This window comes from Streptomyces noursei ATCC 11455 (assembly GCF_001704275.1).
GTDB lineage: Bacteria > Actinomycetota > Actinomycetes > Streptomycetales > Streptomycetaceae > Streptomyces > Streptomyces noursei.
Window position 1 is genome coordinate 4,739,499 of sequence record NZ_CP011533.1, and the last position, 26,585, is coordinate 4,766,083.

Genomic DNA, 26,585 nt, shown 5'->3' on the forward strand with positions numbered 1-26,585 from the left:
CAGCTCGGGCGAGCGGGTCAGCCGGTCGTGGCTTTTGGGGCCAGGTCGGGGACCTGGAACTGGGCCGCGAGTGCGGTGGTGAACAGCGTGGTCACGTGCCCGTCAGAGAGGGTGTCCCACAGTTCGGCCCACTCGTCGGCGGTGCCGGCCGGGTCGGTGCACATGGCGGCCACCAGGGCCGGGGCGAAGGTGTCCGGGTCGAAGGCCGGCTCGTCGCCGTCCTTCTCGCGTACCTGGGCCAGTTGCTCGGGGGTGGGCGGATGCTCGGTGCGCAGCCGCTGGTAGACGCGGTGCGGGAGGGCCTGGAAGGTGAAGGTCTGCCGGGCGCCCTCGGCCTGCTCGTACAGCTCGTCGATCTCGGCCTGGAGGGTCGGGGCACGGTCGGGGGCGTTGGACAGCTCGTCCGTGCGCCTGGCCCGTTCCAGTTCGCGCTCCAGGCGCTCGACGCGTTCAGCCAGTTCGCCGTCGAGGAGAAGTTCCACGCTCTGGGTCGGCCGGCGCACGGCCTTACGGACCTGGGCCAGGGTGCGCGGGGCGGCGTTCGTCACGCGTTCTCCTTCGTCCGGGTGGGCGTGGTGTCGGTGACGACGGCGTCGAGCTGGGGGATGCCGCCCTGGGTCAGTGTGATGGTGCACGCGTTGGCGTCGGCGCCGATGGTGTCCATGGCGCGGGACATGACCGTGCACTGGTAGACCTCGACGCGGTCGCCCTTGGCCGGGTCGGCGGGCTTGTCGGCGCCGGCACCCAGACCAGTACGGGTGTCCTGGGCATTGCCCCAGCGGTTGACGACCAGGTAGCCGACCTCGTCCTCGATCAAGGTGTTCCAGGCGGTGTCGAAGGTCCGGTCGGAGTCGCGCCAGGCGTTGATCGTCACAGCGTCACCGCCCATGGTGCCCGGGCCGGTCTTGTTGACGCGCGAGGAAGCGTCGGAGATGTCGATCGTCTCCACGCTGCGCGGGATGTCCAGGCCGTCGCGCTTCACGCTGGTGGTGATCTCAGTGCCGGCCTTGATCTCGGCGACGGTGGGCGCGGCCGGGTCGGCGAGGGTGGGTACCCAGTAGATCCGGCCCAGGCCGGTAAAGCTCCTGCGAGCCACGGTGCAACTTCCTTATGGGGTGGGGGTGATGGTGTAGCGGTAGACGTCCGCGCGGTAGTAGGTGCGTAGTTCCGGGCGCGCGGGGTCGGTCGGGTTCTCCCGTGTGGTCGGGTTGCCGGTGACATAGGTGGCCGGGGCGAGCCAGCCGTAGCCGTCGGGCGGTGCGAAGGCGCCCAGGGCGATGCGGCGGGCCTGTTCGGCGACCTGATCGGCGGCGCGGCGAGTGGGGCCGCAGCTGGTGATCTGTACGTCCAGCGTGCGGTCCTGGTTGGGGTCCCAGGCCGTGCCGGCCGGGGCGTACTCGGCCACGGGCCACACGACGGCGTAGCGGCCGGTCAGTTCGTGGCCGTCCTGCCGGGCCTCGGCGTCTCCAGTGGGCATCCCGGCGGCGCGCAGCGCGGCGACGAGGCGATCGGTGACGTTCACGTGAGCCTCACCGGATGGCCTCGGTGACGGCGATCAGCATGCCACGCGTGAAGTCGGCCTCGTTCTCCACTAGGGCTGGCCCCATGTGCGGGTGTGGGCCGCTGGTAGGAGTACCGAACTCGATGAAGCGGCCGAGGCCCCACTGGGCCGCACGGTTGTCCGGCCCGATCTCCGCCCACACCGCGCCCGGACCGCCGTGGAGGTCGTAGCCGATGGACCGCGGGTAGTGCGGCAGGTGCTTGAAGCCGGATGCACGCTGCTTGGCGGAGTCCTTCACCTTGCGGGCCGTGATCTCCACTGCCTGCCGGGACTTGTATTGCAGGGCCAGGGCCGAGGCGATAAACGAGGCCGCGGTTTCCCGGGCGCCGATGACAGTGATGTTCATCGGGCAACCTCCTCGCAGGCCAGGCGGCGGGCGGTGATCTGTGTGCCGCGGTCGATGGACTTCACGCGCAGGCGGCGGCCGACGAGGGCCGGGTCGTCGGATGCCAGGATCTGAACGGCGTCGCCGGTACGGACGCCTGCGACGGACAGCGGTACGGAGACGGTGTACGACCAGGTCTCGACGATCACGGTTCCGGACCTGTCGGTGGTCGCGGCCTGCGCGGCGGGACGCACGCGGCACCGGCCCTCGTACATCGTCGTGATCTGTTCGATGTCCTGGCCGTCGTCGGTCGTGTCCGTCCCGGCACTGTGCTCGATCCTGCACCGGTCGGTCATCAGCTGCCGCGCTGCCATCTGCCCCTGCGCGAGGAGCCTGTCCAGTGCACTGGTCACCGTGTTTCCACCATCCAGACGTCTCTGACACCCAAGACGCTTGCCAGGGCGCGTAGTTCGCCGGGAAGAAGATCCCCAGCGGCGTCCAGTTGCTCGACGGCGTAGGTGACGGAGTAGTTGTCGATGGACTGCTGCCGGATTCCCCACTCCATGCCGGCCGAGGTGTTGGCGAGACGGTGGGCGACCTGACAGGTCAGCTCGACGATGCCGGCCGGCACGGGGTCGTAGCCGCGGCTGTAGGTGACCTCGACCAGGAGCGCGCTGCCCAACCCGGTCAGCCGCACGCCGTCCCATCCCCAACCCTCGACGCTGCGGGAACTGCCGTCCGCGGCGACGCCCCGGACCGCGTGCACCACGCGGACCGGCAGCGCGGGCAGCTGCACGGCCCCGTGGTCAACGGGAAGCCGCACCGCTACCTCAGCCACAGTGATCGTCTGTCCGGCGGCCCGCCGGATCCGCACCGAGGCACGCTCCAGCAGGGCGTGCGCGTCCTGCTCGGGCAGGTCGTAGCCGTATCGCGCGGCGTCGGCCGGCGTCGCCAGGGCGGGGTCAGGCACAGCAGCCTCCTTACGACCAACGGGACTACGTTTCCGCCATCTGAAGCTTGAGCCTGAACCACCCAGCGTCAGTGCGGCCACCGGGGAGGCAAGACCCCACGGCACACATGACGGCAGACCGAAACCGTGGGCTGCTTTGAGCCAGATCCGCTTGCACCTGCTGCCCACTTGGCCCTTGCGTCCCTCGGCGTCAGCGTGCGATTTCCCTGGTACGACCTACTATCAAGAGGTCCTCAAACGCACAGCCGCATGTCCTGAATCAGGTGTTAAGAAGAGGCAGCGTCGAAAACCCGCGTAATGGACCGCGCTTACCCCGGTCTCAAGGTCATGCGCATACTGTCTAATGCCGCGACCGCGACGGCCCCCGGCATCGCTGCCCTTCTCACTGGCGCACCCACGTGGATCGTCTGTACTGCCAGCGCCTTGGGCTTGGTCCTCCTCGCCCTTCCTTTGGTTGATCGGGTGACGACTTGGCTGGCTGGTAAGCCCAGCAGAGACCGCCAGAAGCTGATCAACTACACCCTCGGGCTGATCCCCGACCCGGAACGACGGCTCGAGTTGATGCAGCTCTTTGAGCGGGACACCGTCGCTCCTCCCGAACAACTTCGGTCACCTGATCAAAGCGATACCCCTTCAGGTCCGTCTCCAGATTGAGGCCAGCACCCCGCGGCCCGATTCCTACACGCGTGGACCGGTTAGTAATGTCCACAAGACGATCGCGCTCGACAACTACTTCGCGGTCTTGGTAGCCGGTGCCGGGGTGGTGTCGACGACCTTCACGGTGGCGGTGGCGAGACCCTCGGGGTGGAAGACCTTGGCGCCGTAGACGTTCAGGCCGCGCACCAGGTCGGCGAAGCGGTTCTGGGAGCGCAGGGCCTCAGTCTCGATGATCTGCTGGGCAACGCTGATGGCGTCCGGGATGCCGGCCTGAACGACGCGCTCGCCGGCCTTCGGGGCGGGAGAGTTGTTGGACTTCAGGACGTCGAATCCGGCGGCGCGGCCGACGATGCCGTTGCGCAGCCCCTGGTCGGTGCCGGCGGCGTCCACGCGCACGAACCTCTCGTCGCGCAGCAGGACCCCGTGGAACTCCGGCGGCACGATCACGTAGCGGCCGTCGGTGGGGCAGTCCGCGCTGTCCAGGGCGACGGACAGCTCGACGAGGGTGTCGTATGCCTGGCCCGGCTTGTCCTTGGCGATCTCCAGCGCGCCGAGCTGGTTGGCGGACAGGGCCTGGGTGTAAAGACCGGCGATGTACCGGTCCAGCTGGTCCTTCATCTTGAATGCGGCCCGCTGGGTGGCCGGCCCCTGGAAGTCGCCCGCGGCCTGGACCTTGTCAACGTCGTTGACGCGGAAGTTGAAGTAGTCGCCCTGGTCGATCTTCAGGTCGAGCTGGTCGTCGGTCAGGTCCTCGACCTGGAGGTCGGTGTCCTTGTCGTACTTGCGCACGGTGGGGTCCGCGATGGTGCCCACGTGCACGGTGTCGCCCATCTGCCGGATCATGCCCTCGTACTTGCGGTTCACGACGCTGGGCTGGGCATAGACGAGGGCCCGCTCGAAGGGCATCTGGACGGCTGCGGACCACAGTTCGGGTACGAACTTGGTTATCGCCATGGGGGTTTGGCCTTTCTCGGTTCAGGGGCGCCGGCCGCTCAGCCGGTCAGGTTCTTGCAGCGGCCCTCGTTGAAGGCCGTCAGCCGCTCGGCCGGCGAGAGCTTCGCCAGTTCTTCGCGGGTCAGCTGGGGCTTGGGGCTCTGGCCGGCGCGGGCGCCGCCGTCGCCCGTCCCCTCGAACCGCGGCGCCCGGCTCGCCCCGGTGCCGAGGTAGGGCTTGGTCTTCAGGAGTTCGCCGATGGCCTCGGCGATCTCGTCGGCGTCGACCGTGCCGTCCGGTCCGACCTCGAACCGGTCCAGGTCCAGGAAGGTCAGGGCGTCGGCGGGGTCGGTGAGCTGGCCCTTTGCTGCGGCCCGGATCTCGGCCCGCAGGATGCGGGCGTTCGCCTTTTCCGCCGCGGCCTGTTCCAGCTCGCGCTGCCGGTCGGACGCATCGTCAGTTCGCCGCGCGGCCTCCAAGGCGACCTCGGCCTTGCACCGGGCCTCCCGTTCCGCCTTGAAGCGCGCCTTCATCGCGTCGAGCGCGCGCTTCCCGGCGTCGCCGAGCTGGTCGGCACCGGCAGGGTCGGCCACGTCGCCGCGGTCGTCCTGGTCATGCTGGGCTGTGTCCGGCGCAGGGTCGACCAGTGGCTGGTCGTCGTTGCTGTCCGGCGTCGGGGCGGGGATGTCCATTGCGGCCCTTCCATGGCGAAGGGGCCCGCGTTGCGCAGGCCCAGGTGGACGGTCGGAGAGATCAGAAGAGGTAGCCGTGGTGCTTGAGCATCCGGATCACCTCGTCGCGGCTGTCGGCAATCTTGTAGATGGCCTCCGGCATGAGCCGCGGTGTCTGCGGGCGCCAGCCGCGGCCGGTGTGGCCGCGCGGCAGCTGTCCGCGTTCGACGGCGCGGGCCAGCTCGTGACGGACGAACGGTGACGAGCGGCGCCGGGTCCCCTCACGGGTGGCCTGCATTCGGCGACCGAAGGCGTCGGCGGTGTACAGGCCACGGCGCGCGTTGACGACCTGGGTGACGTCCGCGCCATCCCGGATCGCCCTGGCGCCGGCCGCGGTGTACAGCCGGTCCTGTTCGGCCCTGTTCAGACGGTTGAAGTGCTCGCGCGGATCCTCGACGTAGGTCTGGGCGCGCTGCTTCCAGCGGTCCTTGCGGCCCATGGGGACGTGGTAGCAGTGGCAGCGCCGGTGCCGCTTGAATCCGCGGTTGAAGGCGTAGACGCGTCCGGCCAGGACCGCGCACCGTGCGCACGCCTTCGCCGAGGCCATCCGCACGTATCCGGCGCAGGCCCGATCGGAGGCGATCCGGGCACCGGTCGCCGAGCGTCCGGCGTCCGCGATCTCGCTGTTCGTGATCGCCAGCAGCTCAGCCAGCCCGCGCTCGAACGCGGTCGATTCCGCCGCTCCCCGGCCGATCAGAGCCTTCGTGGTGATCACGGGGCGGTACAGCAGGGACTCCAGCGGCCGGCCGTCAGCCGCGCGCCCGGCGAACGCGGTGGGATCCAGGCGTCCGGCCGGTGCGGGGTCGATCTCCTGGGCGAGGAGACACGCTGACACGTAGGCGTCCGCATCCGCTGCGGCCTTCTCCTGCATCTGCGCGAACACGGCGATCAGGGCCGCGGCGTTCAGACGCCAGTAGAAGTCCACGTCCGCCCGAGGCATCGCCCGCCACCATCGGGCCGCGAGACGGGCCGCGGTGGCTGCCAGGTGGGTCTGCCGCCGGTAGTAGGCCGCGGCCAGCGTCTCCACCTGGGCGCGCTCCCGCGCCTCGATCCCCATCGGGGACCGGGTCACGCTGCGGCCTCCGTCGGCTCATCGTGGGCGGGTCCGTCCTTGGGCAGCATCAGCGCGGCCACCGGGTCGGCGGCGGCCTCCCGTTCACGCATCGCCAACAGGTCGACGACCTCGGTCGGGGAGAGCCCGTAACGCAGAGCCAGCCACTCGAAGGGGAATCCGATCTGCTTCAACTTCAGTAGTGAGTCGGAGAGTTGTGCCTGATTCCGGGACTCGGCGTCGGCCCACAGCAGGTGCCCGCCCGCCACTGCGTCCGCCCGGCCCGACTCGCCCCGGGCCAGGGCAATCAGCTGGAAGACCTCACGCAGAGCCTGGCCGTACCAGAGCTGTTTCTCCTTGACCTTCTTGACCAGGCCGGTCTCCGCGGCGATCAGGGCGTCCCCCGAGAGGTTGGCCATGCGGCCGATCAGGTAGTGCTGCGGGGTGCGGGTCTGCGCGGCGATGTGACCGACGGCAACCTCGATGACCTCGGTGTACGCCGTCAGGTTCGCCGGCGGCCAGGAATCGATCTTGGCGTCCGGATTGGAGAGCCACAGCACGCGGTTGGTGGCGAACTTCTCCAGCGGCACCGGCCGTTCGCCGACCTTCTGACCGTTCTTGTCCAGGATCGGAGTCTTGGGCACGTCGTTGCCGAGCACGACCCGGGCCGGGAAGCTGGAGAAGTCCGAGGCGGTGAACAGTTGGGACCACAGCAAGTTGATCGCGTCCTGCATCGCGACCACACCGGACACGTCCGAGATCGGGTCGTCGGCCAGCAGCGGCCGGTTGGGCAGCTCGATCATCGGCACCGTGCCCATGGGGTTGGGCTGGGGGTTCGGCTCCCCGGACACCTCCCGGGGCAACCAGACGTGCAGCAGGTCGTCGACCTCGCGTAGTGCGAGAGTCTTGCGCGTTTGTGCACTGACCTTCGGCCGCTCCAGCTTCCAGACCTCGTCCGGCAGGTAGAGCGTCGCGTACTCGCGGGAACCGTCCTGCCAGGTCTTCAGCGCGGCCCGGCGCCTGCGGCGGGATCCGGGTTCGTAGGCGACGATCGCCTGGCGGGCATCCTCGAAGGTCACCTGCGGCAGGTCCGGGTCGGCTGGGTTGCCCCACACCAGGACAAAGGTGCGCGCCCCGTAGGCGGCGCCGACGAAGCCGAGCTGGGAGTCGGCATCCAGGCCGTTGCGCTGCCACACCGACCACAGGTCGGCGTCCGCCGAGGTCTCACCGGCGGGCTTGACCCCGGTCACGGTCAGCCGCTCCACCGGGGAGTCGGCCACCGGCTGAACCCAGTTGTCAGCGAAGTCGCTGTACTGCTGCTCGAAGTACTTGCGGAACTCCGCCGAGGCGAACCTCAGCGGGTGTTTGCCGCGGTAGTAGTCGACGTGCTTCTGGACCTCCGGGGCCCGCGCGTTCAGCTCGTCGATCAGCCGGTCGGCCAGGGCCTGCGCCTGCCACAACTCCATGCCCGCGGCCTCCCCTTCAGTCGGTCCAGACGTAGTGATCGTTCTCGCGGGCGGCACCGGCCGCGATCGCGTCGCCAGCCGCTTCGTGGGCGAGGATCGAGGTGACAGCGGCGTCGATCTTCTGTGCCGGCGCGGCCTTCCTCAGCACGTACCGGTCACTGGGCCGTGCGGCCTTGCGTGCGTTGGCGACGTGCACGCCGGTGATCGCGCAGCCGTCGTGGCGGAAAGGGCTGTCCTTCTTGGTCACGTCGGTCACCAGCCGCTCCGCCGCGGCGTGCATCTGCGCCACGCGCTGGGTGTACCAGCGGACGACGACCTTGTCGCCGTACCGGTCCGCCCACGCGTCTACCTCGGACTCCCAGTAGGGCGGGTCGCAGTACATCCGCACCACGCGGTACCGGCTCATGAGGTGGTCGACTGCCGCATCGACCTCCAGGCGCGGCACCTGCCCGCCGTGGTCGTCCGGGTTCCAGACGGTGGGTTGATCGTCCGGCCCGTAGGTGGGGGTGAACTGGTAGCCGTACAGGGTCTCGGCCCGAATGGCGGTCCAGTCGTCCACGTCGCTGCCGTCGAAGCCGAGGACGACGGCGGCGCCGGCCGGGACGACTCTGCGTTCACAGCGGGCGTCCCAGGTGTCCCGGTTGAGCCAGGCCCCGGTGCCGGCCACCACGCGGTTGCCGAAGAACCGTTCCGCCTGCGCCGGGTCGGTTTCCAGTAGCTCCGCGGCCTCCGCCTCGATGGCGTCCAGGTCCACGTGCGAGGAGCCGGCGTACACGTGGCGGTGGATCTTCCGCCGGTCCGCCTTGTTGGCATACGACCAGGAGCCCGGGGCCTTGCGATGGAAGCGGAAGATATCCTTGGCCTTCGACTCCGCCGTCCGTTGGGCTACAGAGTTCTCCGACGGGTCCCAGGCGTTCGTCGTCTCGATGGCCCGGCCGCCCATGCCGGCCAGGCCGCGGCGCTGGGTGTCGGCGACGCGCGTCATCTTGTTCTCCGCCGTCCACAGGCCGACCTCGTCCTGGAAGCAGCACGTCACGGGGTTTCCGAGGCGCGACTGTGCCGAGGACGTGACGACGTCGATGCGGCCCTCCCCCGGAAGCCGGATGAACTGCTCGCCCACCCGCATCAGCTCGCCCAACGGGCCGTTGCGGATCATCGACTGGAGCGGACGGAAGATGTTGTCCGTCTGGTCCTCGGAGAACGCCGTGATCTGGATCAGCGGCGTCGGCCAGGGCCGGCCCATCGGCTCGCCCCGCTCGTACTCGTAGACCCAGCCACAGCCGCACTCCCAGTCGCGGCAGTCGTAGACCTCACCGCCGCGGGCCCACCCGGCGAACACCACCGGGCCGACGCCCTCGGCCGCGGCCAGACCCGCCGTCCACGGGCCCTTGCCGGTCTTCTGGGGCGCCACCACCTGGGAGCGCCGATGGTGGAACGCCGTCGCCAACTGCCCGACCTGGGCGCCCGGTCGAATCCGGTAGTGATTGACCGTGCACCACAGCTGCCAGTCGTAGAGCGTGAACGGCTCACCCTTGCGGAAGCCGTCCGGGACGACACAGTGCTGCTCGATCCACTCCGGTACGACCCACAGCGTCGGGAAGTCGACGACGTACTCATCCGTCATCGCCATCCGCGACGACCTTCAACCGGGACCGCGCCGAGGAGCGCGCCGCCGGCCGCGGCGCGGCAGGTCCCTCGTCGGCCGTGGCTTCGACACGCCAGCGGTTGGCGCGCATCCCGGGAACGGTCAGGCCGAGCGAGTCGGCCAACTGCCTTACCAGAGTGGACAAGTTCACCCGGGATTCGGGCTGCTCGGCCTCGGCGAACCGGCGCGCGTACATCGCCACCTCCAGCTCCAGGCCCAGCCGCTCCCACATCACCGCCTGCGGGCGCTTCCAGAGCACGTCCCACAGCTGCAATTCGCGTCCGTTCGGCTCGGTCAGCGGCCAAGCGGGTGCCGGTCCGGGTCGGCCGGCCGCAGGCAGCACCGCCCACTGGTCTCCGTCCCGGTCCCGCCGCAGCGCCGCCGGGTCCGGCGCCGGTCCGGAGCGCGCACGCGCACCTCCGCTCGCCATGCCACCTCCCGGCGCTCGTGACCCTCGGTGACGGCCCAACGTTTTGAACCTGACGGACTTGCGCGCGCCCTCCCCGGCGGTCCCTCAGCCTGGGGCCCAAGGGGTCATCCCCCGGGGGTTTCAATCACGGAGCGTGACAGCTGCCAGCCGCCGCGGGAAAGGCACGAGGAACGGCCAAGGGCCGCGGTCGCGTGCCACGTGTTGCGCGGCAGCTCAGTTGTTCGTGGCGTTCCAGCCGCCTGGCTGCGCTGCTGCTGTGTGCTTGGCGTGGCACGAGGCGCACAGCCCACGGCCGTTGCTCGGGTCGTTCGGGTCGCGGCCTTGCGCCAGCAACTCACGTCGTGACAGCGGCCAATGGTCGGCGTGGACGGACGGCCTGGTGCTACACAGCACGCAGATCGGATCGCGGGCGAGGACCGGCCGGCGGAACCGTGTCTCGTGCTCCCGTCCGTACCCGCGTTGGCGGGCACTGCCGCGCCGCTGCTCGGCGGCCCGCCGGCAGGATGGACAACGGCCACCGGAAGTGGGGGCGGGACAGCCGGGCGTGGGGCAGATCGTCATGGCCCTGCGGGGCATCGTGTAGCCCGACCTCGCTTTGGTCTCGGTGCACCACGGACAGCCCCCCTCTCAAGACGATCAACCAGAAGATCACCGTTCAATGCGACAACACCAAGCCCTAGGGTGCCAGATGGCTCAAAAGTGTGTTCTACGAATACTCGCTTGGTGATTGATTACTTTCTTGTGTCACAGGGGGCCAGTGCTGCTTCTGCTGCACGAACCCACTTGTGCTTCTTCTGTTGAACGCTCAGGGGGGATCCCATGGCAAGACTGAAGAGGATATTCCGTATCTCGCTCGCGTTAGCCGCCGCCTCGGTAGCGCTCGCCACGCCCTCACAGGCAGCTGCCGGGCACACGACCCACCCGCAAGGAAAGCTCGGCGTAGCCGACGACAACGGGATTTCGATTTACAATCGAACTCAGGAAAACATCGGCAACTACCCTTGCGTGGGGCACGACTGGAACTTCCCTAACTGGCCCATAGCCTCGATTGCAACCGACTGCAATCGGCGCGTGTGGCTTCACAGGGAAATCGACAGGTCGGACACGCCCTTGTGTGTTCCTCCCGTGGACCAGGCGTGGGTTACCAAAATCCCCGAGGCATTCCAGCATCCCGCAATCCTCGAAGTGGGTGCTGTAGGACACTGCTAGACATCAGGAAATGCACGCCGCGACGCGGTAGCCGCGTCGGACCTTGATGCATCGCCGGCCGTCGTTCTCTCAATGTGTTGAGCGGCGGCCGGTGCACCTGCACCTGCACCTCTGCCGCGCAGTGCAGTCGAGACAGTGAAAGTTGGCTAGTTAACGCCGCCCCGGGCCGGATTCCGACCTAGCTCATCACTTACCTCCCCGTCAACACCTGGCTAGACTCACCCCATGGAGAGTAGGGATATAACGCCAGGCGACATGGGCTCCCTGCGGGGGGCCGTAAAGGTCTGGGCGAGCCAGTGCGGGGAAAGCCAGCCCAAGAACGTTCGAGCCGTATACACGACCCTCAGAGAAGCCACCGAGTTGCTTCAACCGGGCGTAGGCGCAGATGACGAACCGTGCTATTTCGTAACCCTGGAAGGGAATTTCGAATTGCCGGTCCCGGCGGAAGCACCGGGACGTATAGGATCGTGGGCTGCGCTGTATATCGACCCCGACAGCATGCGTATAAGGGCTCTGACCGTGCGCCCCGACGCTTATGCGCCAAGAAACATTTCACTGGAGAATCTTGGCGCAGTCCACGCTCTTGAGTTCAGCTAAACATTCACATTCATCTGTGCGCTCCCACGGGCCCGCTAGGGGCAAGTGGGCGGGACAACAGTGTCCGGCTCTTTCCCCACCCAGGTCGGGCCCCTGGGCGGAGCTGCGCACGCCGGGCCCCGGTTACCCGCTTCAGGGCTTCTTGCAGCCGTCCAGGCTGTAGGTGTACCCACGTTGGGCAGCAACCTTCTCGTACTGCTCTCGGAAGTCATTCAGCTTCGGGCTCTTGCCCGTGGCGCGCATCATGAGCTTGAGGTTGGCCAGTTCGTCATTGCCGTCGAGCTTCGCCTGGAACATGTCCTGGTCCTGTTTGGCGTTGTCCTTAGCGCGGGTGAGGTAGTTGACCGCGAGGGATTCCATGCTCGCGGGATCAGCTTTCCTTTCCCCAATGATCTTGCGAACTTCCAACTCGGCTTTGGCGAAGGCACCCTGCTCCCGTATCGCCTTCTGCACACCTTCGCGCAGGCGGTCGTCCGAGTCCGTCAACAGCACTGCATCGTACGGTTGGTCCGGGGGACCGTAGACCCGGCAGTCAGCAGCAACGAGGGCTTCGTGGACCCGCTGGGCCGACGACTCCACCGGAGCTGCGGGTTTGCCTTCCGTCCCGGAACTGTTGCCGCACGCAGTGAGCGCGAAAGCGGCGGTGATGGTGGTGAGTAAGACGGCGGTGGCGCGGCGCATCTTGCTTCCCTGCTGTGGTCGACGACTCGGCGGGAAGCACGGTAAGCGAGGGCCGCACGGGAAACCAGGGCCGCAAGTCCTTGATCATTTCAACCTAGGCAGCGAGAGCCAATCGCTCCCGTGCGGTCTCCGCGTATCGCTCCGACAGCTCCACGCCGACGAATGAGCGGCCTGCGGTCAGTGCAGCCACCCCAGTGGATCCGGAGCCGGCGAACGGATCCAGGACGGTCCCGTCCGGCACGCAGACCTTGACCAGCTCGCGCATCAGCTCGTCGGGCTTCTGCGTGATGTGGAAGCGCTTGGAACCGCGCGGCTGGGACGCGCTGTAGAGGCCGGGCAGGTAGACCGGATTGCGGGCCGCGTCGACGGGGCCCTTGGTGGCCCAAAGGACGTACTCGCAGGCCCTCTTGAATCCGCCCTTGCTGGGGCGGGCGATGGGCTTGTGCCAGGGAACGATCCCGCGCCAAGTCCAGCCAGCCGCCTGCAACGCATCTGAGTTGACAGGGAGTTGGCGCCAGTCGGTGAAGAGAAGTAGCGGCGCGCTGGTCCGGCTGATGCGGTAGCACTGGCCGAGTACGAGGCTCATCCATGCGAAGTAACCGCGTTGGTCTCGGGTGTCGCCGTCGAAGTCCGCGAGCTGGTGCTGGGCAGTGCTGCTGACGTACTTACCGCGGGTGGACTGACCTGTGCGCTGGGCGGTGGTGAGGCCGCCGGAGCAGTAGGGCGGGTCCGTGATCACCGCATCGGCTGATCCGGTGGCCAGGGTGTGGAGAACGGTAAGCGCGTCGCCGCGGTGAAGCTGCCAGCTCGGGGAGGTCATCCAGTCCTTTCGGGTTGCCGCTGCGCAGCCTTCGGGTTGCGCAGGTAGTCACGGATCTCGTGGAGATCGACGAGAGCGCGCCCTTGCCGGTCGTGTCCGTGATGTTCGACGTGCCCCCGCCGCAGCCACGATCGGACTGTGGCAGGAGCAACGTCGAAGTGGAGGGCGGCGGCTGCGGTGTCGGTAATGATCTGGGGCACCTGTTTGCTCCTCCGCCCTCGTATGACGATGGCCCCGCCGGGGGGGGGAGTGGGCGGGGCCATCGGGATGGGGTGCACCAGTGCGTGGGTACACGGGTGGTGCTGTTGTTGAGTGTTGCACACGATCGGCCGGACGCCAGGAAGTGTCATTCCGGCTCACATGGCTTGGACCAGGGCAGCCAGATCGAGGGGGTCCCATTCGGTCCCGCACCAGCGGCAGCCAACGGTCGCTGCCCCCGGGACGTAGCGCAGGGCGGCACCGCATGCGCTGCCGCCGTCGAGCGACGTAGGACAGGTGCCGATGCGGCGAGGGCGCGCAGCCGGATCAAGGAGGCCGGTGACCGATCGGTGCAGCTCGTTGATCTCGTTCCCGAAATCGCCGATAGCGGGGTGGTGCTCCACGGCCCACGAGAGGTTGGTGCGCAGGGCGGTGGCGGCCTCCGTAAGCGGGTCGGTCCGGTACGACGGCGGAGCCCATCCGAGGTGGTTGTGCCAGTCGGCCAACCAGCTGTCGAGGGTGGCGATGGTGTGGGCGATCTGGTCCAGGACGTGAAGGTTGATCGGCGCCGGGAGTTCTGCGCTCGTGGTGACGCGCGGGCCGGCAGGCCGGGTGCCGGGGGCGAGGTGGCCGTGCAGCTCATGAACCATTTCCGGGAGTCCGGAGAGGACGTCGGCGGTGCGTCGCTCGCAGGGGCGGCAGGCGAGCCGGTGCTGCTCGTCCGCCCAGAGAACGCGGTGGCATGCGGCACAGGCGCGGCAGTTGGATTCGGTCACGGCGGTGGCTACCTCGGGGTGCGGAAGGTGGACCGGTCAGGGGGACGTGTGCTTGCGTTCCGCGGCTCTCCGGCGTGCCGCCGCGCCACAGGCAGCGCAGGGACGTTCGCCGCGGCGATAGTGGGCGCGGGCCCCGGCTTCGGTGCCGCACTTGGCCGTGCCGTGGCCGGTCCCCGGGCCGGCGCTGTGGTTACGGGGTTTGTAGCCGTTCTGCCGTTCGGTTCGGCCGCCCCAGACGCCCCATTCCCGGTTGGTACGTGCCCAGTCGGCGCAGGCGGCGCGCCGGTCCTCGTCGCAGCCGGCGCACAGGAGCTGGGCGGCGGCGATGCGGTCGAGCCTCTCCTTGTGCGATTCGCGGTTGTCCGGGGCGAAGTACACGTCAGGGCAGGTAGTACAGGGCAGGGGCGTCTCCTCGGTACGCGGGACGAAGGGCGGCGGCTTGATGGCCAGGGGGTGCACGGCGGTCTCCTGCGACAAGCGGTATCGGATGGCGTCAGAACGGGGGCTGCTGCGTATGCGGGGCGCTCGGCCCACCCCATGGCTCGCTACTCGTGCTCAAGCCGGTTCGGCCGGCCGCGCCGCTTCGGCGGCTGCCTCCGGGGCGGATGGGGCGGGCGACTTCGATCACGTCGACCTGGTAGGCGGTGTGCTTGGCGCCGTCCTTCTCGTAGTCGTCTTGCTTGAGGCGCCCGGTGATGGTGACGGTGTCGCCCTTGGTCAGCTGTTCGGCGACGAGTTCGGCGCGCTGCTGCCAGGCAGTGCAGCGCAGCCAGGTGGTGCCGACCTGCTCCCATTCGCCCCGGTCGTTCTTGCGGTTGTCGTTGCACGCGACGGTGAAGGTGGCGACGGCGGTGCCATTCGCGGTCGAGCGGAGTTCGGGGTCGGCGGCCAGGTTGCCGGTGGCGGTGATGGTGGGCAGGGCCATTACGAGACCTCCTGAAGGTGGGCGCGGGGTGGAGCGGCATCGATGCGGGCGGAGTGGTAGGTGGCTCGGCGCGCTCCGCTGGGGCGGGTGCACGCGCGGCCGACCTCGGCGCCGCAGGTGGCGCAGGGCACGCTGCGCGGGCCGGACCCGCGCGTGGGACGGGGGATTGCGCGGCCGACACCAGCCAGTAGTTCCCGGACAGGGCGGCGGGTGCCGGGCACGGCGGCGCGGTGGCGTTGTTCGCGCACCGCGGCCAGGTAGCCGGGGATGTCGTCGGGGTCGGCGTCGGGAATCTCCGGCGGGAGACCGGGGCCCTGGATGTGGGCGGCCTGGTCCTCTCGGGTGCCCGTGGCCAGGCGGAGCATGTCGGCGGGCATCATGCGGTCACGCGTAGTGCCGTAGTGGGTGACGACGGCCTGCTTGGCATCGGCGGCGTCCAGGTGGCCGACGATCAGATGCCAGGCGCGGACATCGCCTTCTCCGAGGGTGCGGTTGTCGTAGAAGGCGGCGAAGCCGAGGACTTCGGCGAGTTCGGCCTGGGTCATGGCAGGGCCTCCAGGGGCAGGGTGGTGGTGGTCTCTTGGGCGCGGAGTCGGGCGGCGAGGGCGAGGCCCTGGGCGGCGCGCTGTTCGCCCGTGGACAGCACCGGCGGCCCTGCTGTGCCGCCGGCTGTCGGGTGCAGCGGTGCGTCGGCGGGCACCGCGGGCAGGCCAGCCCAGACTTTGATCAGGTAGCGGATCGTGCGGGGCGGGTTGTTCGGGTTCCAGGCGCGCACGGCGTGCTGGACCAGGTGCTCGACTGGCACGCGGTCGAGGAGCTGGCGCAGGTCCTGGCGATCTTGGCTGTCGGTCCCCCAGGCCACGTGGACGCCGGCGCTGGCGAGCTGGTCGGCGAGCCCGCGGGCGAAGTCGGGAACGCCGGCCGCAGACGTGGCGCGAGGGGGGTGTTGGGGGGATGGTTCTCTCCCGTCAGGGAGAGAACCCGGGTCGGGTCGGGACGGGTCTACGCGCGCGCCCGCGAGGCGTCCAGCGTGACGCCCCTCGCTGACCTGGGGTTCCGTTCCGAAATCGGGGTGCGGATCGCCGTCCGGATGGCGTGCGTTTCGGTCGCCATTGGCCATCGATTCGCCAGCGTTTCGGGGACGGATGGGATCCCGTTTGCGTTCGCTGCGCTTACGCCGTGCGTCCCTGTCGCGGGCCTGCCGGACCTGGGCACGGCTGGGGTTGGAGTCCAGGAAGTCGTGCACGACGTAGTCGCCCGGGTCCGGCTGGGCGCAGGTCCCGCAGACGTGACCGTGTTCGTGGAGGAGGCCGACGGCGGTCAGCTTGCGCAGCTGCGGCGCGGTGCCGTAGTCGCGCGCCACGGCGCCGACGACGACGCCGTTGGTCATGTGCTGCCCCGCGTAGGACAGGAGGCGCGCGAACAGCCCTACGGCCGCGTTCCCCGCCTTGCGGACCTTGGGGTGCGAGTGGAAGCCGTCGTCGAGCTTCGCCCACATAGCGTGCTGGCTCCTTCCAGGGCGAGGTGTGGCCTATCGGGCTGTTGCAGATCAGCTGTCATGCGCCAACAGGTAGAGATGCAGAGCGAGTTGGCTGCCGTGCACGACCTCACCCAGGCGCATGTCGGGACCGATCACGCGGGTGTGGTCGTCGTCCTTGAGCACACCGGCGTCGACCAGGCCGTCGACCGCGGCCTTGACCGAGGGGTACCAGTTCGCCGGGTCGCGGCGTCGGCGGTCGCGCGGGTGCACGACGGCGATGATCCGTACCGGGCCGAGGTCGTCGAGGGCGGGCAGGTCGGCGGCGGCTTCCTTGGCCGCGGCCCGCAGCGCCTTGACGATCCGGGCGCGACGGTAGTGGTGCTCACGACGGTTGGAGTTCAACAGCTCCATGCCGGCCGGAAGTTCCACGGTGTACGTCGTCTCCGGCATCAGGCTGCAGCCTCCCCGTGATCAGGCGCAGTGAGCCGGTAGACGGCGATGCGGTGGCCGTGGGTGGCCGGGGCGGTACTCGGGACCGTGCGTCCGGTGTTGGTGATGGTGCGGGAGGCGGCCAGGCCGCGGATCGCCGCGCCCAGGAGCCCGTGCCGGACGCCATCGGGAAGACGGTCGCGGAAGTCGTTGGCGGAAAACTCGACACCGCCGAGGGCGTGATCGAGCACGATGCCCTGGACGAGCCCGAGCTGTTCGGCATCAGCGGCCTTCCGGATGCGCTCCAGTAGGGCGTTGGCCTTCTGCTCGGCGCGGGCTTCCGCGCGTACTGCGGCACTCATCGACGTGCCTCCTGCTCCTGGCCGTCACCGACCAGCTCGACGTCGACGACTTCCTCGACGGGCGGCGCGGAAAGTGCATCGGCCTGGCGCACGGCACGAACCTGCGCGGTGATGTACTCGGCGCTGGTCGGTACGTACTTGGCCAGCCGGTGCACCGCGGTCTTGGACCACATGGCCGCCTCGTGCTGCCGCCACGGTGAGGAGGGGCTGTCGGCGCCCTGGCTTGTCTTCTTCGCACGCTCGATGTCCTGCGCGTTCAGGACCACGACCTTGCTGGTCGCCCCGCCCTTCATGACGGCGTAGGCGTACACGAGCCGGAGCGGCCCTCGGTCGCCGGCCCACTCCACCTCGTGGAACGGGTAGGACATCGGCCCCTCCCACCGCGGCGGAGTCTCGCGGTCCACCAGGCCCGGGGTCCAGACGAACACGTCGTCCTCGCGGACCGTCTCGACGATCACGGACGAGATGGCACCAGCCCGGTACATCAGCTCGATCTCGCCCTGCCAGCCGACGATGCCCTGCACCCTGCCCTTGAACGGCACCAGGTAGTACGCCTCGGTGCCGGGTTCGAGGCCGAGGCGGGCGGCGTCCAGCAGCACGGACATGAACTGACCGGGGTCGTTCGCGGCGGCCTGGGCCAGCTTCTCGTCCCGGCGCAGGATGCCCTGGGCGAGCCGCACGAAGGTGGCGGGCTTGATGTGGGAAGGCAGAACGGCCGCGAAGTCCGCGGTGTACTGGCTGATGAGCGCGGCCGGGTCGCCGGCGCGGCGGGCCACGGCGGCCCGTATCGGGGAAGTCATGCGGCAGCCGCCTTCACGTAGCTGGGGTGGGGGATGAGAGAGCGGGTGGTGCCGTCCTCGCGGACGGTGCGAGTGGCGACCAGGAGCCCGCCGGCCTGGCACTTCTTCGCCGGCCCCATGGCTGCCAGAACGGCCGCGGACGCCGCGCGCTTGGCCTCCTCGGCGCGGCGGTGGTCCAGCAGCGCAGCGCGGTACGCCTCGGCGATCGCCGGGGAGATGTCGGCGACGACTTCCTCAACGCCGCCCGGCAGCCGCTGCGCCGTGCGGTAGGTGGCCGCATGGCCGTCCAAGGGCGGCGGGGTACCGGACGCGACGCCGGCCAGGAAGGCGGCGGCCTGCTCCCGCAGGAACGCGGCCTCGTCCTCGTCGTACCGGACGACGTACTCGCGATAGTCCTGCCCGGCGATCAGCACCGCGACGTGCGCGGTCTCCAGGCCGAGCGTGTCCAGCTGCCACAGCACCTGGCACCGGTAGTAAACGGGCACCGCGCCGGTTCCCGGCTCACCGAAGCCTTCGCCGTAGCGCGACGTCTTGATCTCCAGCACGGAGGGCAGGCCGCCAGCCGCCGGAGCGAGGATGCGGTCGGGCGTCGCCCGCTGCCACGGCCGCGCTCCGTTCTCCCAAGTCCCAGTCGCGTGGACAACGAGGTCGGGGTGTGCCTCGGCGAAGGCGTCCGCGATCACCGGCTCCAGCCGGCTTCCCCAGGACATCGCCGCGTTCGGCGCCGAGTCGGCCCGAACCGTCCCGGCCTTGTGGTGCCACAGGGAGAACGGCGACATCCAGGGAGACAGCCCGACGATCGCGGCCACGTCGGTGGCCGTCACCACGGCACCCGATCGCGCCTCCTCCCACTCCGGACTTCCCGGCTCGAAGGCTCCCAACAGCCGGGCGGCCGAGATCGGAGGCGGCGTCATCGGATTGCCCCGGCAATCGCCTGCCGGGCCTGATTGAGCGGGTCCAGCTCCGGGTTGGACCGGGAGTCGGCCGCTTCGCAGGCGTCGAGGAAGGCATCGAGCGCGGCACGGCGGTACACGACGTGCCCCTCCATACGGAAGGACTTCGGGCCCCGCCGGCGGTGGCGCCAACTGCGCATCGTCGGTATGGCGACGCCGAGGTAAGCGGCGGCCTGCTTGGTGGTCATGACTGCGGCTTCCGGGACACCGCCCTGCGGCTGCGAAGTCGAGAGGACAGCGAGAGACATGCGTAGCTCCTGGTCACCGAATAGATGGCGATCTTGAACACGCACGAAGTTAGCCAACGAAAGACAACGAAGCAAGCAAACGATGGACATTCGTTGGCCATCCATGGCAGGCTGCGTTTCAGTGCGTTTCCACGCGTTGCAGACGTAACAGGAAAGGAATTAGCGTTGCCCAATCAGGCAGGCCAACGAATGGGCAAGGATCTTGAACGAGCCATCAGGCTGGAAGCGACTGGCGGTCGCCATCCGGCGAGAGAGGGAACGTCAGGGCCTGAGCCAGGCGGAATTGGCGGAGCGGGCAGGCGTATCCGTAGGGAGCGTGAAGAACGCCGAATCCGGGACCGCGCCGAAGCGGCGGAAGCCTTACACCCTCACCCACATCGAATCGGCCCTCGGATGGCAGCCGGGCACGGTGGACGACTTCCTGAGAGGGGAAGTCATCACACCCGCCCCAGAGCTACCGCGCGTTCGGACCACGGGGGACGCCATGCAGGCCGGCCAAGCGCTGCGAGCACTGGCAGGCGCCATGGAATTCAGCCGCGTATGCGAGGAGTTGGGCGCTCCTCCGGAAGTAGTGGTCGAATTCGAAGCCGCCGCGGAAGCACTGCTGGCAGCCACCGTTTCCGCGCGGAAGGCGAAGGATCGCCTGACCCAGGAACACTTCGCAGCTGTCGCCCACTCCCCTGGTGGCGAGGGCGGCCCCGAATCAGACCGCGCCATCGTCGACGAAGTCGTCCGCTCATTTGATGAGGAGCAGGCCAAGAAGTAGCAAACTGTGACCCAAAGTTTCGACTTGCGCACAATGGATGAATCCCGACAAGATCAACATCCGTCTTGCAACAGTTGGAACGGGGACGCATGCCTTCCCATGCCTTCGACGACGCGCGCGCCACATCGCGCCGCGAGACCGTGCCTGCCCAACGTCGTCCCATCGACGCCCTTGCCGCCCCCTACTCCCCATGGGACGAAGCCGAGGCAATGGGCCTGCACATCCGGTACGCGCCGCTGCGCCACTCCTGGGCCTGGTGGGTTCCCTCACGCCGCCTGATCGTCATCGCCGACCAGCTGACAGCGGTTCAAGAGCGCTGCGGGCTCGCCCATGAGGTCGAGCACGCCCGGCGCAACGACGACGAATGCAGCGACAGGACACCCCTGGGGCGCCTGTGGGCGCGACGTCAGGAGATCTACGCCGACGAGGCCGCGGCCCGCAGACTCATCCCCGCTGTTGAACTCGAAGCTGTACTTCCTTGGGCCGCCTCACATGAGGAAGCCGCCCAGGAACTGAACGTCACCGAGCACATGCTCCGCGTCCGGCTTCGCATACGCCAAAGAGAACTGGAATGCCTGGATACATCGAGGATCGCTGGCTGACCAAAAGGAAGGACCCCAAGACCGGCAAGCGCAAGAGAACCGCCCGCTACGGCAAGGGCAAGCGCTACAGAGTCGGCGGCATACCCGGCGTTCGTGACCACTCCTTCGACGTCCACGAAGACGCCAAGACCTGGCTCGCCAACTCTCAGACGGACACCAGCCGGGGAACCTTCACCGACCCCCGCGACGGCTCCATCACGATGGACGAGTACGTCGACGAGTACTGGCTGCCAGGCCGTGCCGGGACAGCCGGCAGCAGCAAGTTCACCGACGCTCGGCTCAACTACATACGTGCCGCCTTCGGCGCGGTACCGCTCAACCTGATCGCTTCCGCTGGTATCCGCAAGTTCATCGCGTACCTGACGGACACCAAGCAGGCTGCTCTCGCCGGCAGCTACGCGCACAGCATCTGCTCGCTCCTGGCCAACATCCTCGACGTCGCGGTCGAGGACAAGCGCATCCCGTCCAATCCTGCCCGCTCCAGCTCGGTGGTCTTCCCTTCGAAGAAGACCAAGGAGAAGCGGGAAGCGTGGTCGGACGCTGTCGTCCACCGAGTGCGCGAGTGCATCGACCGCCGGCACAGGATTGCCGTGATCATCGGCGTCGGGTGCGGCTTGCGCCAGGGGGAGGTCTTCGGTCTGTCCATCGAAGACTTCGACTTCGACAACATGGTCGTCCACGTGCGCCGACAGGTGCGCATCGACAACGGGGCGAAACGCTACTTCAAGCTGCCGAAGGGCGAGAAGACCCGCGCCGCGAAGTTGCCGCGGTCAGTAGCCCAAGAAGTTCGGTCGTACATACGGGAGTTCGCCCCGGCCGAAGTGGAGCTGCCCTGGGGCGCCGAGGACGCCACGGAGACACAGAAGCATCGGCTCCTGATGACCACCACCGCGGGCAAGGCGATCAACTACAAGGACTGGAACAGCTACGTCTGGAAGCCCGCGCTCGTGGCCGCGGGAGTGATCTCCACGCCGCCGCCCGGCACCAAGCGGCGGCAGTTCCCCCACACCCGCAAGTACGGCTTCCACGCTTTGCGGCACACCTACGCCTCCAAGGTGCTCCACGCCGGCGAGTCGATCGTCACCCTCTCCGTTTGGCTCGGCCACGAGACCTCAACGATCACGCTGGAGTACTACGCCCACTTCATCCCCGATGCTGGCAGCAAGGGCGTGGCCGCCATCGACGCCCTGCTCGGCGCGACAAAGCCGGGCGCTCCCCGCGTGCTGATACTCCCCACAGACTCCCCAGCGCTGATCTGGAAGTCACTGGAGAAGACGAAAGTGCAGGTCAGCACCCCACTTAGAACGGCCGGCAGGGTATCCCCCCTCGTCACCCTGCCGGCCGGCGGTTCCGTGAGCCCGGTCCGGACGTCTCACAGACCGATGTTTCACGTGAAACGAACCGCTTCAACAAGGCTAGTTGACTGAGCGTCAGTGTCCAATCACGCTAGCGACACAGCCCTATCGACAAATTTATAGTTGGCCCGCGACCAGGCTTCCGAGGGGCGCAGGAGGTACGCGATGGATCTGGCACTGCTGCGTACCTTCGTGACGGTCCACCGGGCCGGCTCGTTCACCCGGGCCGCCGCGCTGCTCGGACTCTCCCAGCCCGCGGTGACCAGCCAAATACGTACGCTGGAACGCCGGTTGGGCCGCCCGCTCTTCGTCCGCTGCGCCCGTGGCGTCACCGCCACCACCTTCGGCGACGAACTCGCCCACAAGGCCGCGCCGCACCTCGACGCCCTCACCGAGATCACCGAGGCCGGGCTGGACCAGGACTCCCCCACCCGCACGCTCCACCTCGGCGGACCACCGGAGTTCACTGCCGAGCGCGCGTTACCCGCCCTGAGCCCGCTCATCACCCAGGGCCTGTCCATACGCACAGCCTTCGGCGACGCCGACGAGCTGCTGAACGGCCTGGCCGCCGGCCACCACGACCTGACGGTCACCACCACCCGGCCGCGCGGCGGGCTGCTCACCGCCACCCCGCTGTGCGACGAGGAACACGTGCTGGTCGCCGCGCCCCACTGGGCGGCCCGGCTGGGCGACCCTGGCGTCCTGGAGACCCGCGGCGTCCGTGCACTGGACCCGGTCCCGCTGGTCGAGGTCCACGAGAGTCTGCCGCTGATCGCCCGCTACTGGGCCGCCGTCTTCGACGCCAAGCCCACCGCCTCTGCCGCGGTCGTCGCCGGCGACCTGCGGGCGGTGCTGTCCTGCGTCACGGCGGGCGCGGGACTGGCCGTCCTGCCCCGCTATCTGTGCACCGAGGCGCTGGCCAGCGGCGCGGTGGTCGCCCTCCTCGACCCGCCGGTGCCCCCGCTGCGCACCTACTTCCTGGCCGTACGGACCGGGACGCTGGGGCTACCGCACATCGCGCGGGCGCACGAGTGGCTGCTGCGCACCGCGGCGGACTGGTGACGTAAGCGCTGGGACAGGGGTTTCACCAGGCTGCGACTGCGGCATCTGTCCCCTATGACCGTACGGCCAGTCGTCAAACGCACCGCCCGCGCGATTCTGCTCGACGGAGCGGATCTCGTACTGATCAAGCGCACCAAGCCGGGTCGAGCCCCGTACTGGATCACTCCGGGCGGCGGCGTGGAGCCCGGGGACGCCACGGTCATCGAGGCCCTCCACCGCGAACTGGACGAGGAGCTGGGCGCCAAGGTCACCGATGTGGTGCCGGTCTTCGTCGACACCGTCGAGCACATCACCGACGGCGGCGTGGACGGCGTCAAGGTGCAGCACTTCTTCGTCTGCCGGCTGGACTCGATGGATCCGTCCCGCCGGCACGGCCCCGAGGTCGAGGAGCCGTGTGGCGAGTACGAGATCGTGCGGGTGCCCTTCACCCGGGTCGGGATCGCCTCGGTCGAGGTCGTCCCGCTGTCCCTGCGGCACTACCTGGACGGCAACATCGAGGGCGTGCGCGCGATGCACGCCCCCGATCTGGGCTAGGGCCTGTCCGATGGGTCAGCCGTCGCGCCGGTCGAACCAGCCGCGGAACTCCGGGGCGTCCTCGGCGGGGCGGCGCGGCTGGGCGCGCGCCAGCACCTGCTCGACCCGGTCGAGGAACTCCCCGTTCAGCTCCGCGGCCAGGCCGTCCCGCAGGGGGCTCCGCGGGCCGGGCAGGGCCGCCGGTTCGGCCCCGTACCCGTGCTCCGGTGCGTCCTCGTGCAGCCCGCCGCGCAGATGCTCGTTGACGCGCTGCGGACGCCGGAACAGCGGCCGCCGCTCCGCCTCGGCGGCGGCCCCGAAGAAGTCGCCACCCTTGCGCCTGACGTCGTCGGTGCCCCAGGCCCGGGCGCCGCGCTCCTTCGCCGGGACCTTCTGCAGATGCGGAATGTGCTTGGCGCAGTGGATGTACGCCTCCTCGACCTCGACCGTCACCCACAGCTGCGCCCGCCGCCCGGGGACCGGGTCCACCGGCAGGCCCGGGTAGCAGGCCCGCATCTCCTCGTCGAGCACGACCCGGGCCCGGCCGTTGACGTGCAGCCCGATCCGGTCGCGGGTGAAGTCGATCATGAGGATGGCCAGTCTCGGGTTCTCCGAGATGTTGCCGATGGAGGCCATCACGCCGTTGCCGCGGTACTCCGGGTACGCCAGCAGCCGGTCGTCCAGCACCTGCACGAACCCGGGCGGCCCGGCGCGGAAGGTGGAGTCGCACTCGCCGTGCCGATCCGCCGTGGCCAGGAAGAACATCTCCTGGCGGGCGATGAACTCCCGCATCCGCACGTTGAGGTGGTCCAGGACCTGGTCCGCGTAGAAGCGGTCGGCACGCGCGGTCGTCCCGAGTCTCTGCTGCACCAGGTGCTCACCATCGCTCCCGGGCCGCTCCACCGGCAGGCGAAGACCCCGTCCCTCCTTCGCCCGGCCGTGTTCCCCGTCAACTGCCAAGATCTCAGTCTCCCGTCGATACCAGCTCTTCGATGGAGTCGTGCCGTATCCGCTCGGCCCGGACGCCGACCCCCACCAGTGCCTCCACACCGCTGCGGATCAGTCCCGGCGGACCCGAAAGGTACGCGTCGTATTCCCGGTACGGGCCGTACTTCCGGACCGCGTCGGGGAGTTGGCCGGTGACCGTGGCGGGGCCGCCCCGGGTGCCCGGCCCGATGGCGACGACCGGGCGGACGGTCAGCCAGGGGTGGGTCTGCTCCAGCCGCAGCATGGTGTCGATGTCGTAGAGCTCGTGGTCGCTGCGCGCCCCGTAGAAGACGTCCACCGTGCGCCGGGAACCGTGGCCCGCGATGTCCTCGATCAGTGCCTTGATGGGTGCGATGCCGGTGCCACCGCCGACGCACAGCAGGCCGTTGCCGGTGGAGTGGTCCACGGTCATCGAGCCGGCCGGCCCGCCGAGCCGCAGGACGTCGCCGGGCCGGGCGCGGTGCACCAGCGCGTTGGAGACCCAGCCGGCCGGCACCGCCTTCACATGGAACGAGAGCAGGCCGTCGGAGCGCGGCGCCGAGGCGAAGGAGTAGTGCCGCCAGACCCGCGGCCACCAGGGGGTCTCCAGGCTGGTGTACTGCCCGGCGCGGAACGGGTACGGCTGGTCCGGGCGGACCGTCACCACCGCGGTGTCGGGGGTGCGCAGCTCGTGCGCGACGACCTCGGCCTGCCACCAGGCCGGGGCGACGGCCTCGTTCTCGGCCGCCGCGTCGATCATGATCTGGGAGATCGCGGTGTACGCGCGCACCCACGCGTCCTCGGTCTCCCGGCTCCAGCTGGCCGTGGCATAACGGGACAGCGCGCTCAACAGGCACTCGCCGACCGCCGGGTAGTGGTCGGGCTGGGTGCCGTACTTGCGGTGCCCGCGGCCGAGTTGCGAGAGGTACTGGGTGAGCACCTCGGCGTTGTCGACGTGCTGGGCGGCGGTGAGCAGCGCCTTGAAGAGCCGGTCGCGCTGGGCGTCCATCGAGGCGGGGAACAGCGCCCGCAGATCGGGGTGCTGGACGAACAACAGCGCGTAGAAGTACGAGGTGACCTTGTCGGCCACGGGCTCGATCTCGGCCATGGTGCGGCGGATGAGGACCGCGTCGGGAGAGGCCCCCGCGTCGGACGAGCCGGTGGCCTGCAACGTGGCCAGGGAGGGTTCCGCGGCGGGGGGTGCCGGAGGTGCGGACGGCGCGGGGGAGGCCGCGGGGGCGGACGAAGCGGCGGGGGCCGCAGAGCCCTCAGGGACCGAGGGCGCGGGGGGAGCAGGGGGCCCGGAAGGAGCAGCGGGGGCAGACGGGGCCGGAGGGGCCACCGGAGCCGCGTGGGCCAGAGGGGCCGCAGGAGCCGCGTAGGCCGGAGGGGCCACCGGAGCAGGAGCAGCGGAGCCGGCCGCCGAGGTGCGCGGGTCGACGAAGCCGAAGGCGTCGAACGGGGTCCGCGCGGCGGGCTCGTGCACCGGTTCCGGCTCGGCCGCGGGGCGCGGGGCGGCGGGCTCGGGCCGCTCGACGGGAGCGGCGGTGGCGGCGGGGCCGGGCTGCTGTCCCGTATCCCACCCCGGCTGCGGACCCTGTCGCGGCACCCACTGCGGCTCCGGCTCGGTCTCCCGCTCGGCGGCGGTGCCCACCGGCCGTATCGGGTTGACTGGACGGCTGGGTATCCGTTCCCTTTCGGCGCGTTCGCCCGGCTCGTCATGGTCGCCCCGTGACGCTTGCCGCCCGTCCTGGTTGTCGTTCCGGGCCTGTTGATCTCCGGAAGATTTTTTCGCCGGCGGAGTGAACCAACCCCAATCGCCACTGCTGCCGCCAGAAGAGCCGCTATCGGCCGACGTGGTGGTCGGAGCGTCCATGGTCTGCCTCGCCTCGAACGTCTTTCGGTTGTCTTTGCCGTTCCACTGACCGGAACTGCCCGCAATTCCCCCGTCCTGCCCGGAATTCTTAATCGACTCAAGCGATTCCGGCAACATCCCTTAAAGCGGACACGTCTCACTTCCTTGCGACAAGTGGTGCAGATGCCATCCCGTCAGCATGCCACCCAGCCCCACGAC

31 protein-coding genes are annotated in these 26,585 nt (G+C 69.2%); 5 read left to right on the forward strand and 26 right to left on the reverse strand.

The window, feature by feature from the left end:
• Positions 1-17: 17 nt before the first annotated feature.
• The 24 genes from SNOUR_RS19950 to SNOUR_RS20065 form a co-directional block, all read right to left on the reverse strand.
• Positions 18-548 carry a hypothetical protein gene (locus SNOUR_RS19950; protein WP_067349056.1) on the reverse strand — a complete coding sequence of 177 codons (531 nt, stop codon included), beginning with the start codon at positions 546-548 and terminating at the stop codon, positions 18-20.
• Positions 545-1,096 (reverse strand): phage tail tube protein, encoded by a 552-nt coding sequence (locus SNOUR_RS19955; RefSeq protein WP_067349058.1) that lies wholly within the window; start codon positions 1,094-1,096, stop codon positions 545-547. Before SNOUR_RS19955 ends, SNOUR_RS19950 begins: the two co-directional genes overlap by 4 nt.
• A gap of 12 nt (positions 1,097-1,108) precedes the next feature.
• Entirely contained in the window at positions 1,109-1,522 is a 414-nt protein-coding gene (locus SNOUR_RS19960; protein WP_067349061.1) for a hypothetical protein, read from the reverse strand.
• 7 nt (positions 1,523-1,529) lie between these two features.
• The gene (locus tag SNOUR_RS19965; protein ID WP_067349064.1) at positions 1,530-1,907 is read right to left on the reverse strand and encodes an HK97-gp10 family putative phage morphogenesis protein; all 378 of its coding nucleotides are present in this window, start codon (positions 1,905-1,907) and stop codon (positions 1,530-1,532) included.
• A complete protein-coding gene (locus SNOUR_RS19970) occupies positions 1,904-2,299 on the reverse strand; it encodes a DUF6093 family protein (protein ID WP_067349067.1) in 396 nt (131 codons plus the stop codon). Before SNOUR_RS19970 ends, SNOUR_RS19965 begins: the two co-directional genes overlap by 4 nt.
• A complete protein-coding gene (locus tag SNOUR_RS19975) occupies positions 2,296-2,856 on the reverse strand; it encodes a hypothetical protein (protein ID WP_067349069.1) in 561 nt (186 codons plus the stop codon). The genes SNOUR_RS19970 and SNOUR_RS19975 overlap by 4 nt, the downstream gene beginning before the upstream one ends.
• Positions 2,857-3,585: 729 nt before the next feature.
• A complete protein-coding gene (locus SNOUR_RS19980; RefSeq protein WP_067349072.1) occupies positions 3,586-4,467 on the reverse strand; it encodes a phage major capsid protein in 882 nt (293 codons plus the stop codon).
• A 38-nt stretch (positions 4,468-4,505) separates the two neighbouring features.
• Entirely contained in the window at positions 4,506-5,138 is a 633-nt protein-coding gene (locus tag SNOUR_RS19985) for an SPFH domain-containing protein (protein WP_067349074.1), read from the reverse strand.
• A gap of 61 nt (positions 5,139-5,199) precedes the next feature.
• The gene (locus SNOUR_RS19990) at positions 5,200-6,249 is read right to left on the reverse strand and encodes a VG15 protein (RefSeq protein WP_099055711.1); all 1,050 of its coding nucleotides are present in this window, start codon (positions 6,247-6,249) and stop codon (positions 5,200-5,202) included.
• Positions 6,246-7,694 carry a phage portal protein gene (locus tag SNOUR_RS19995; RefSeq protein ID WP_067349077.1) on the reverse strand — a complete coding sequence of 483 codons (1,449 nt, stop codon included), beginning with the start codon at positions 7,692-7,694 and terminating at the stop codon, positions 6,246-6,248. Before SNOUR_RS19995 ends, SNOUR_RS19990 begins: the two co-directional genes overlap by 4 nt.
• Positions 7,695-7,710: 16 nt before the next feature.
• The gene (locus SNOUR_RS20000) at positions 7,711-9,324 is read right to left on the reverse strand and encodes a terminase large subunit domain-containing protein (RefSeq protein WP_067349080.1); all 1,614 of its coding nucleotides are present in this window, start codon (positions 9,322-9,324) and stop codon (positions 7,711-7,713) included.
• Positions 9,308-9,769: a hypothetical protein gene (locus tag SNOUR_RS20005; protein ID WP_067349083.1), complete on the reverse strand. Its 462-nt coding sequence runs from the start codon at positions 9,767-9,769 to the stop codon at positions 9,308-9,310. Before SNOUR_RS20005 ends, SNOUR_RS20000 begins: the two co-directional genes overlap by 17 nt.
• Positions 9,770-11,707: 1,938 nt before the next feature.
• On the reverse strand, positions 11,708-12,256 hold the full coding sequence (locus SNOUR_RS20010; RefSeq protein ID WP_067349085.1) for a hypothetical protein: 549 nt from the start codon (positions 12,254-12,256) through the stop codon (positions 11,708-11,710).
• A 94-nt stretch (positions 12,257-12,350) separates the two neighbouring features.
• Positions 12,351-13,076: a DNA-methyltransferase gene (locus SNOUR_RS20015; protein WP_067349087.1), complete on the reverse strand. Its 726-nt coding sequence runs from the start codon at positions 13,074-13,076 to the stop codon at positions 12,351-12,353.
• A gap of 356 nt (positions 13,077-13,432) precedes the next feature.
• A complete protein-coding gene (locus SNOUR_RS20020) occupies positions 13,433-14,050 on the reverse strand; it encodes a hypothetical protein (RefSeq protein ID WP_067349090.1) in 618 nt (205 codons plus the stop codon).
• 36 nt (positions 14,051-14,086) lie between these two features.
• A complete protein-coding gene (locus SNOUR_RS20025; protein WP_159425883.1) occupies positions 14,087-14,509 on the reverse strand; it encodes a WhiB family transcriptional regulator in 423 nt (140 codons plus the stop codon).
• 34 nt (positions 14,510-14,543) lie between these two features.
• Complete coding sequence (locus tag SNOUR_RS20030; protein WP_067349096.1) at positions 14,544-14,975, reverse strand: single-stranded DNA-binding protein; 432 nt, start codon at positions 14,973-14,975, stop codon at positions 14,544-14,546.
• Complete coding sequence (locus SNOUR_RS20035) at positions 14,975-15,520, reverse strand: zinc finger domain-containing protein (protein ID WP_067349098.1); 546 nt, start codon at positions 15,518-15,520, stop codon at positions 14,975-14,977. Before SNOUR_RS20035 ends, SNOUR_RS20030 begins: the two co-directional genes overlap by 1 nt.
• Positions 15,517-16,473, reverse strand: a complete 957-nt coding sequence (locus tag SNOUR_RS20040; RefSeq protein WP_067349101.1) for a hypothetical protein — start codon at positions 16,471-16,473, stop codon at positions 15,517-15,519. Before SNOUR_RS20040 ends, SNOUR_RS20035 begins: the two co-directional genes overlap by 4 nt.
• A gap of 51 nt (positions 16,474-16,524) precedes the next feature.
• Positions 16,525-16,905, reverse strand: a complete 381-nt coding sequence (locus SNOUR_RS20045; RefSeq protein ID WP_067349103.1) for a hypothetical protein — start codon at positions 16,903-16,905, stop codon at positions 16,525-16,527.
• Positions 16,905-17,246: a hypothetical protein gene (locus SNOUR_RS20050; RefSeq protein WP_067349106.1), complete on the reverse strand. Its 342-nt coding sequence runs from the start codon at positions 17,244-17,246 to the stop codon at positions 16,905-16,907. The genes SNOUR_RS20045 and SNOUR_RS20050 overlap by 1 nt, the downstream gene beginning before the upstream one ends.
• Positions 17,243-18,046, reverse strand: a complete 804-nt coding sequence (locus tag SNOUR_RS20055) for a recombinase RecT (protein ID WP_067349107.1) — start codon at positions 18,044-18,046, stop codon at positions 17,243-17,245. The genes SNOUR_RS20050 and SNOUR_RS20055 overlap by 4 nt, the downstream gene beginning before the upstream one ends.
• Positions 18,043-18,960: a YqaJ viral recombinase family nuclease gene (locus tag SNOUR_RS20060; protein WP_067349110.1), complete on the reverse strand. Its 918-nt coding sequence runs from the start codon at positions 18,958-18,960 to the stop codon at positions 18,043-18,045. Before SNOUR_RS20060 ends, SNOUR_RS20055 begins: the two co-directional genes overlap by 4 nt.
• On the reverse strand, positions 18,957-19,187 hold the full coding sequence (locus SNOUR_RS20065) for a helix-turn-helix domain-containing protein (RefSeq protein ID WP_079143488.1): 231 nt from the start codon (positions 19,185-19,187) through the stop codon (positions 18,957-18,959). Before SNOUR_RS20065 ends, SNOUR_RS20060 begins: the two co-directional genes overlap by 4 nt.
• 262 nt (positions 19,188-19,449) lie before the next feature.
• Between SNOUR_RS20065 and SNOUR_RS20070 the strand changes: the two genes are divergently transcribed.
• The 5 genes from SNOUR_RS20070 to SNOUR_RS20090 all read left to right on the forward strand — a co-directional run bounded on the left by SNOUR_RS20070 (position 19,450) and on the right by SNOUR_RS20090 (position 23,566).
• Positions 19,450-20,013, forward strand: a complete 564-nt coding sequence (locus SNOUR_RS20070; RefSeq protein ID WP_159425884.1) for a helix-turn-helix domain-containing protein — start codon at positions 19,450-19,452, stop codon at positions 20,011-20,013.
• Between the two features lie 89 nt (positions 20,014-20,102).
• Positions 20,103-20,615 carry an ImmA/IrrE family metallo-endopeptidase gene (locus SNOUR_RS20075; protein WP_079142792.1) on the forward strand — a complete coding sequence of 171 codons (513 nt, stop codon included), beginning with the start codon at positions 20,103-20,105 and terminating at the stop codon, positions 20,613-20,615.
• Complete coding sequence (locus SNOUR_RS20080) at positions 20,585-22,042, forward strand: tyrosine-type recombinase/integrase (protein ID WP_067349120.1); 1,458 nt, start codon at positions 20,585-20,587, stop codon at positions 22,040-22,042. Before SNOUR_RS20075 ends, SNOUR_RS20080 begins: the two co-directional genes overlap by 31 nt.
• Positions 22,043-22,135: 93 nt before the next feature.
• Positions 22,136-23,032: a LysR family transcriptional regulator gene (locus tag SNOUR_RS20085; protein ID WP_067349123.1), complete on the forward strand. Its 897-nt coding sequence runs from the start codon at positions 22,136-22,138 to the stop codon at positions 23,030-23,032.
• 54 nt (positions 23,033-23,086) lie between these two features.
• Positions 23,087-23,566, forward strand: coding sequence for an NUDIX domain-containing protein (locus tag SNOUR_RS20090; protein WP_067349125.1), 480 nt, complete (start codon positions 23,087-23,089; stop codon positions 23,564-23,566).
• Positions 23,567-23,581: 15 nt separating this feature from the next.
• On the opposite strand, the gene SNOUR_RS20095 is transcribed toward SNOUR_RS20090, so the two are convergent.
• Both SNOUR_RS20095 and SNOUR_RS20100 read right to left on the reverse strand, forming a co-directional pair.
• Entirely contained in the window at positions 23,582-24,415 is an 834-nt protein-coding gene (locus SNOUR_RS20095) for a pyridoxamine 5'-phosphate oxidase family protein (protein ID WP_174717882.1), read from the reverse strand.
• A gap of 94 nt (positions 24,416-24,509) precedes the next feature.
• On the reverse strand, positions 24,510-26,387 hold the full coding sequence (locus tag SNOUR_RS20100; RefSeq protein WP_067349127.1) for a globin domain-containing protein: 1,878 nt from the start codon (positions 26,385-26,387) through the stop codon (positions 24,510-24,512).
• Positions 26,388-26,585: the final 198 nt, after the last annotated feature.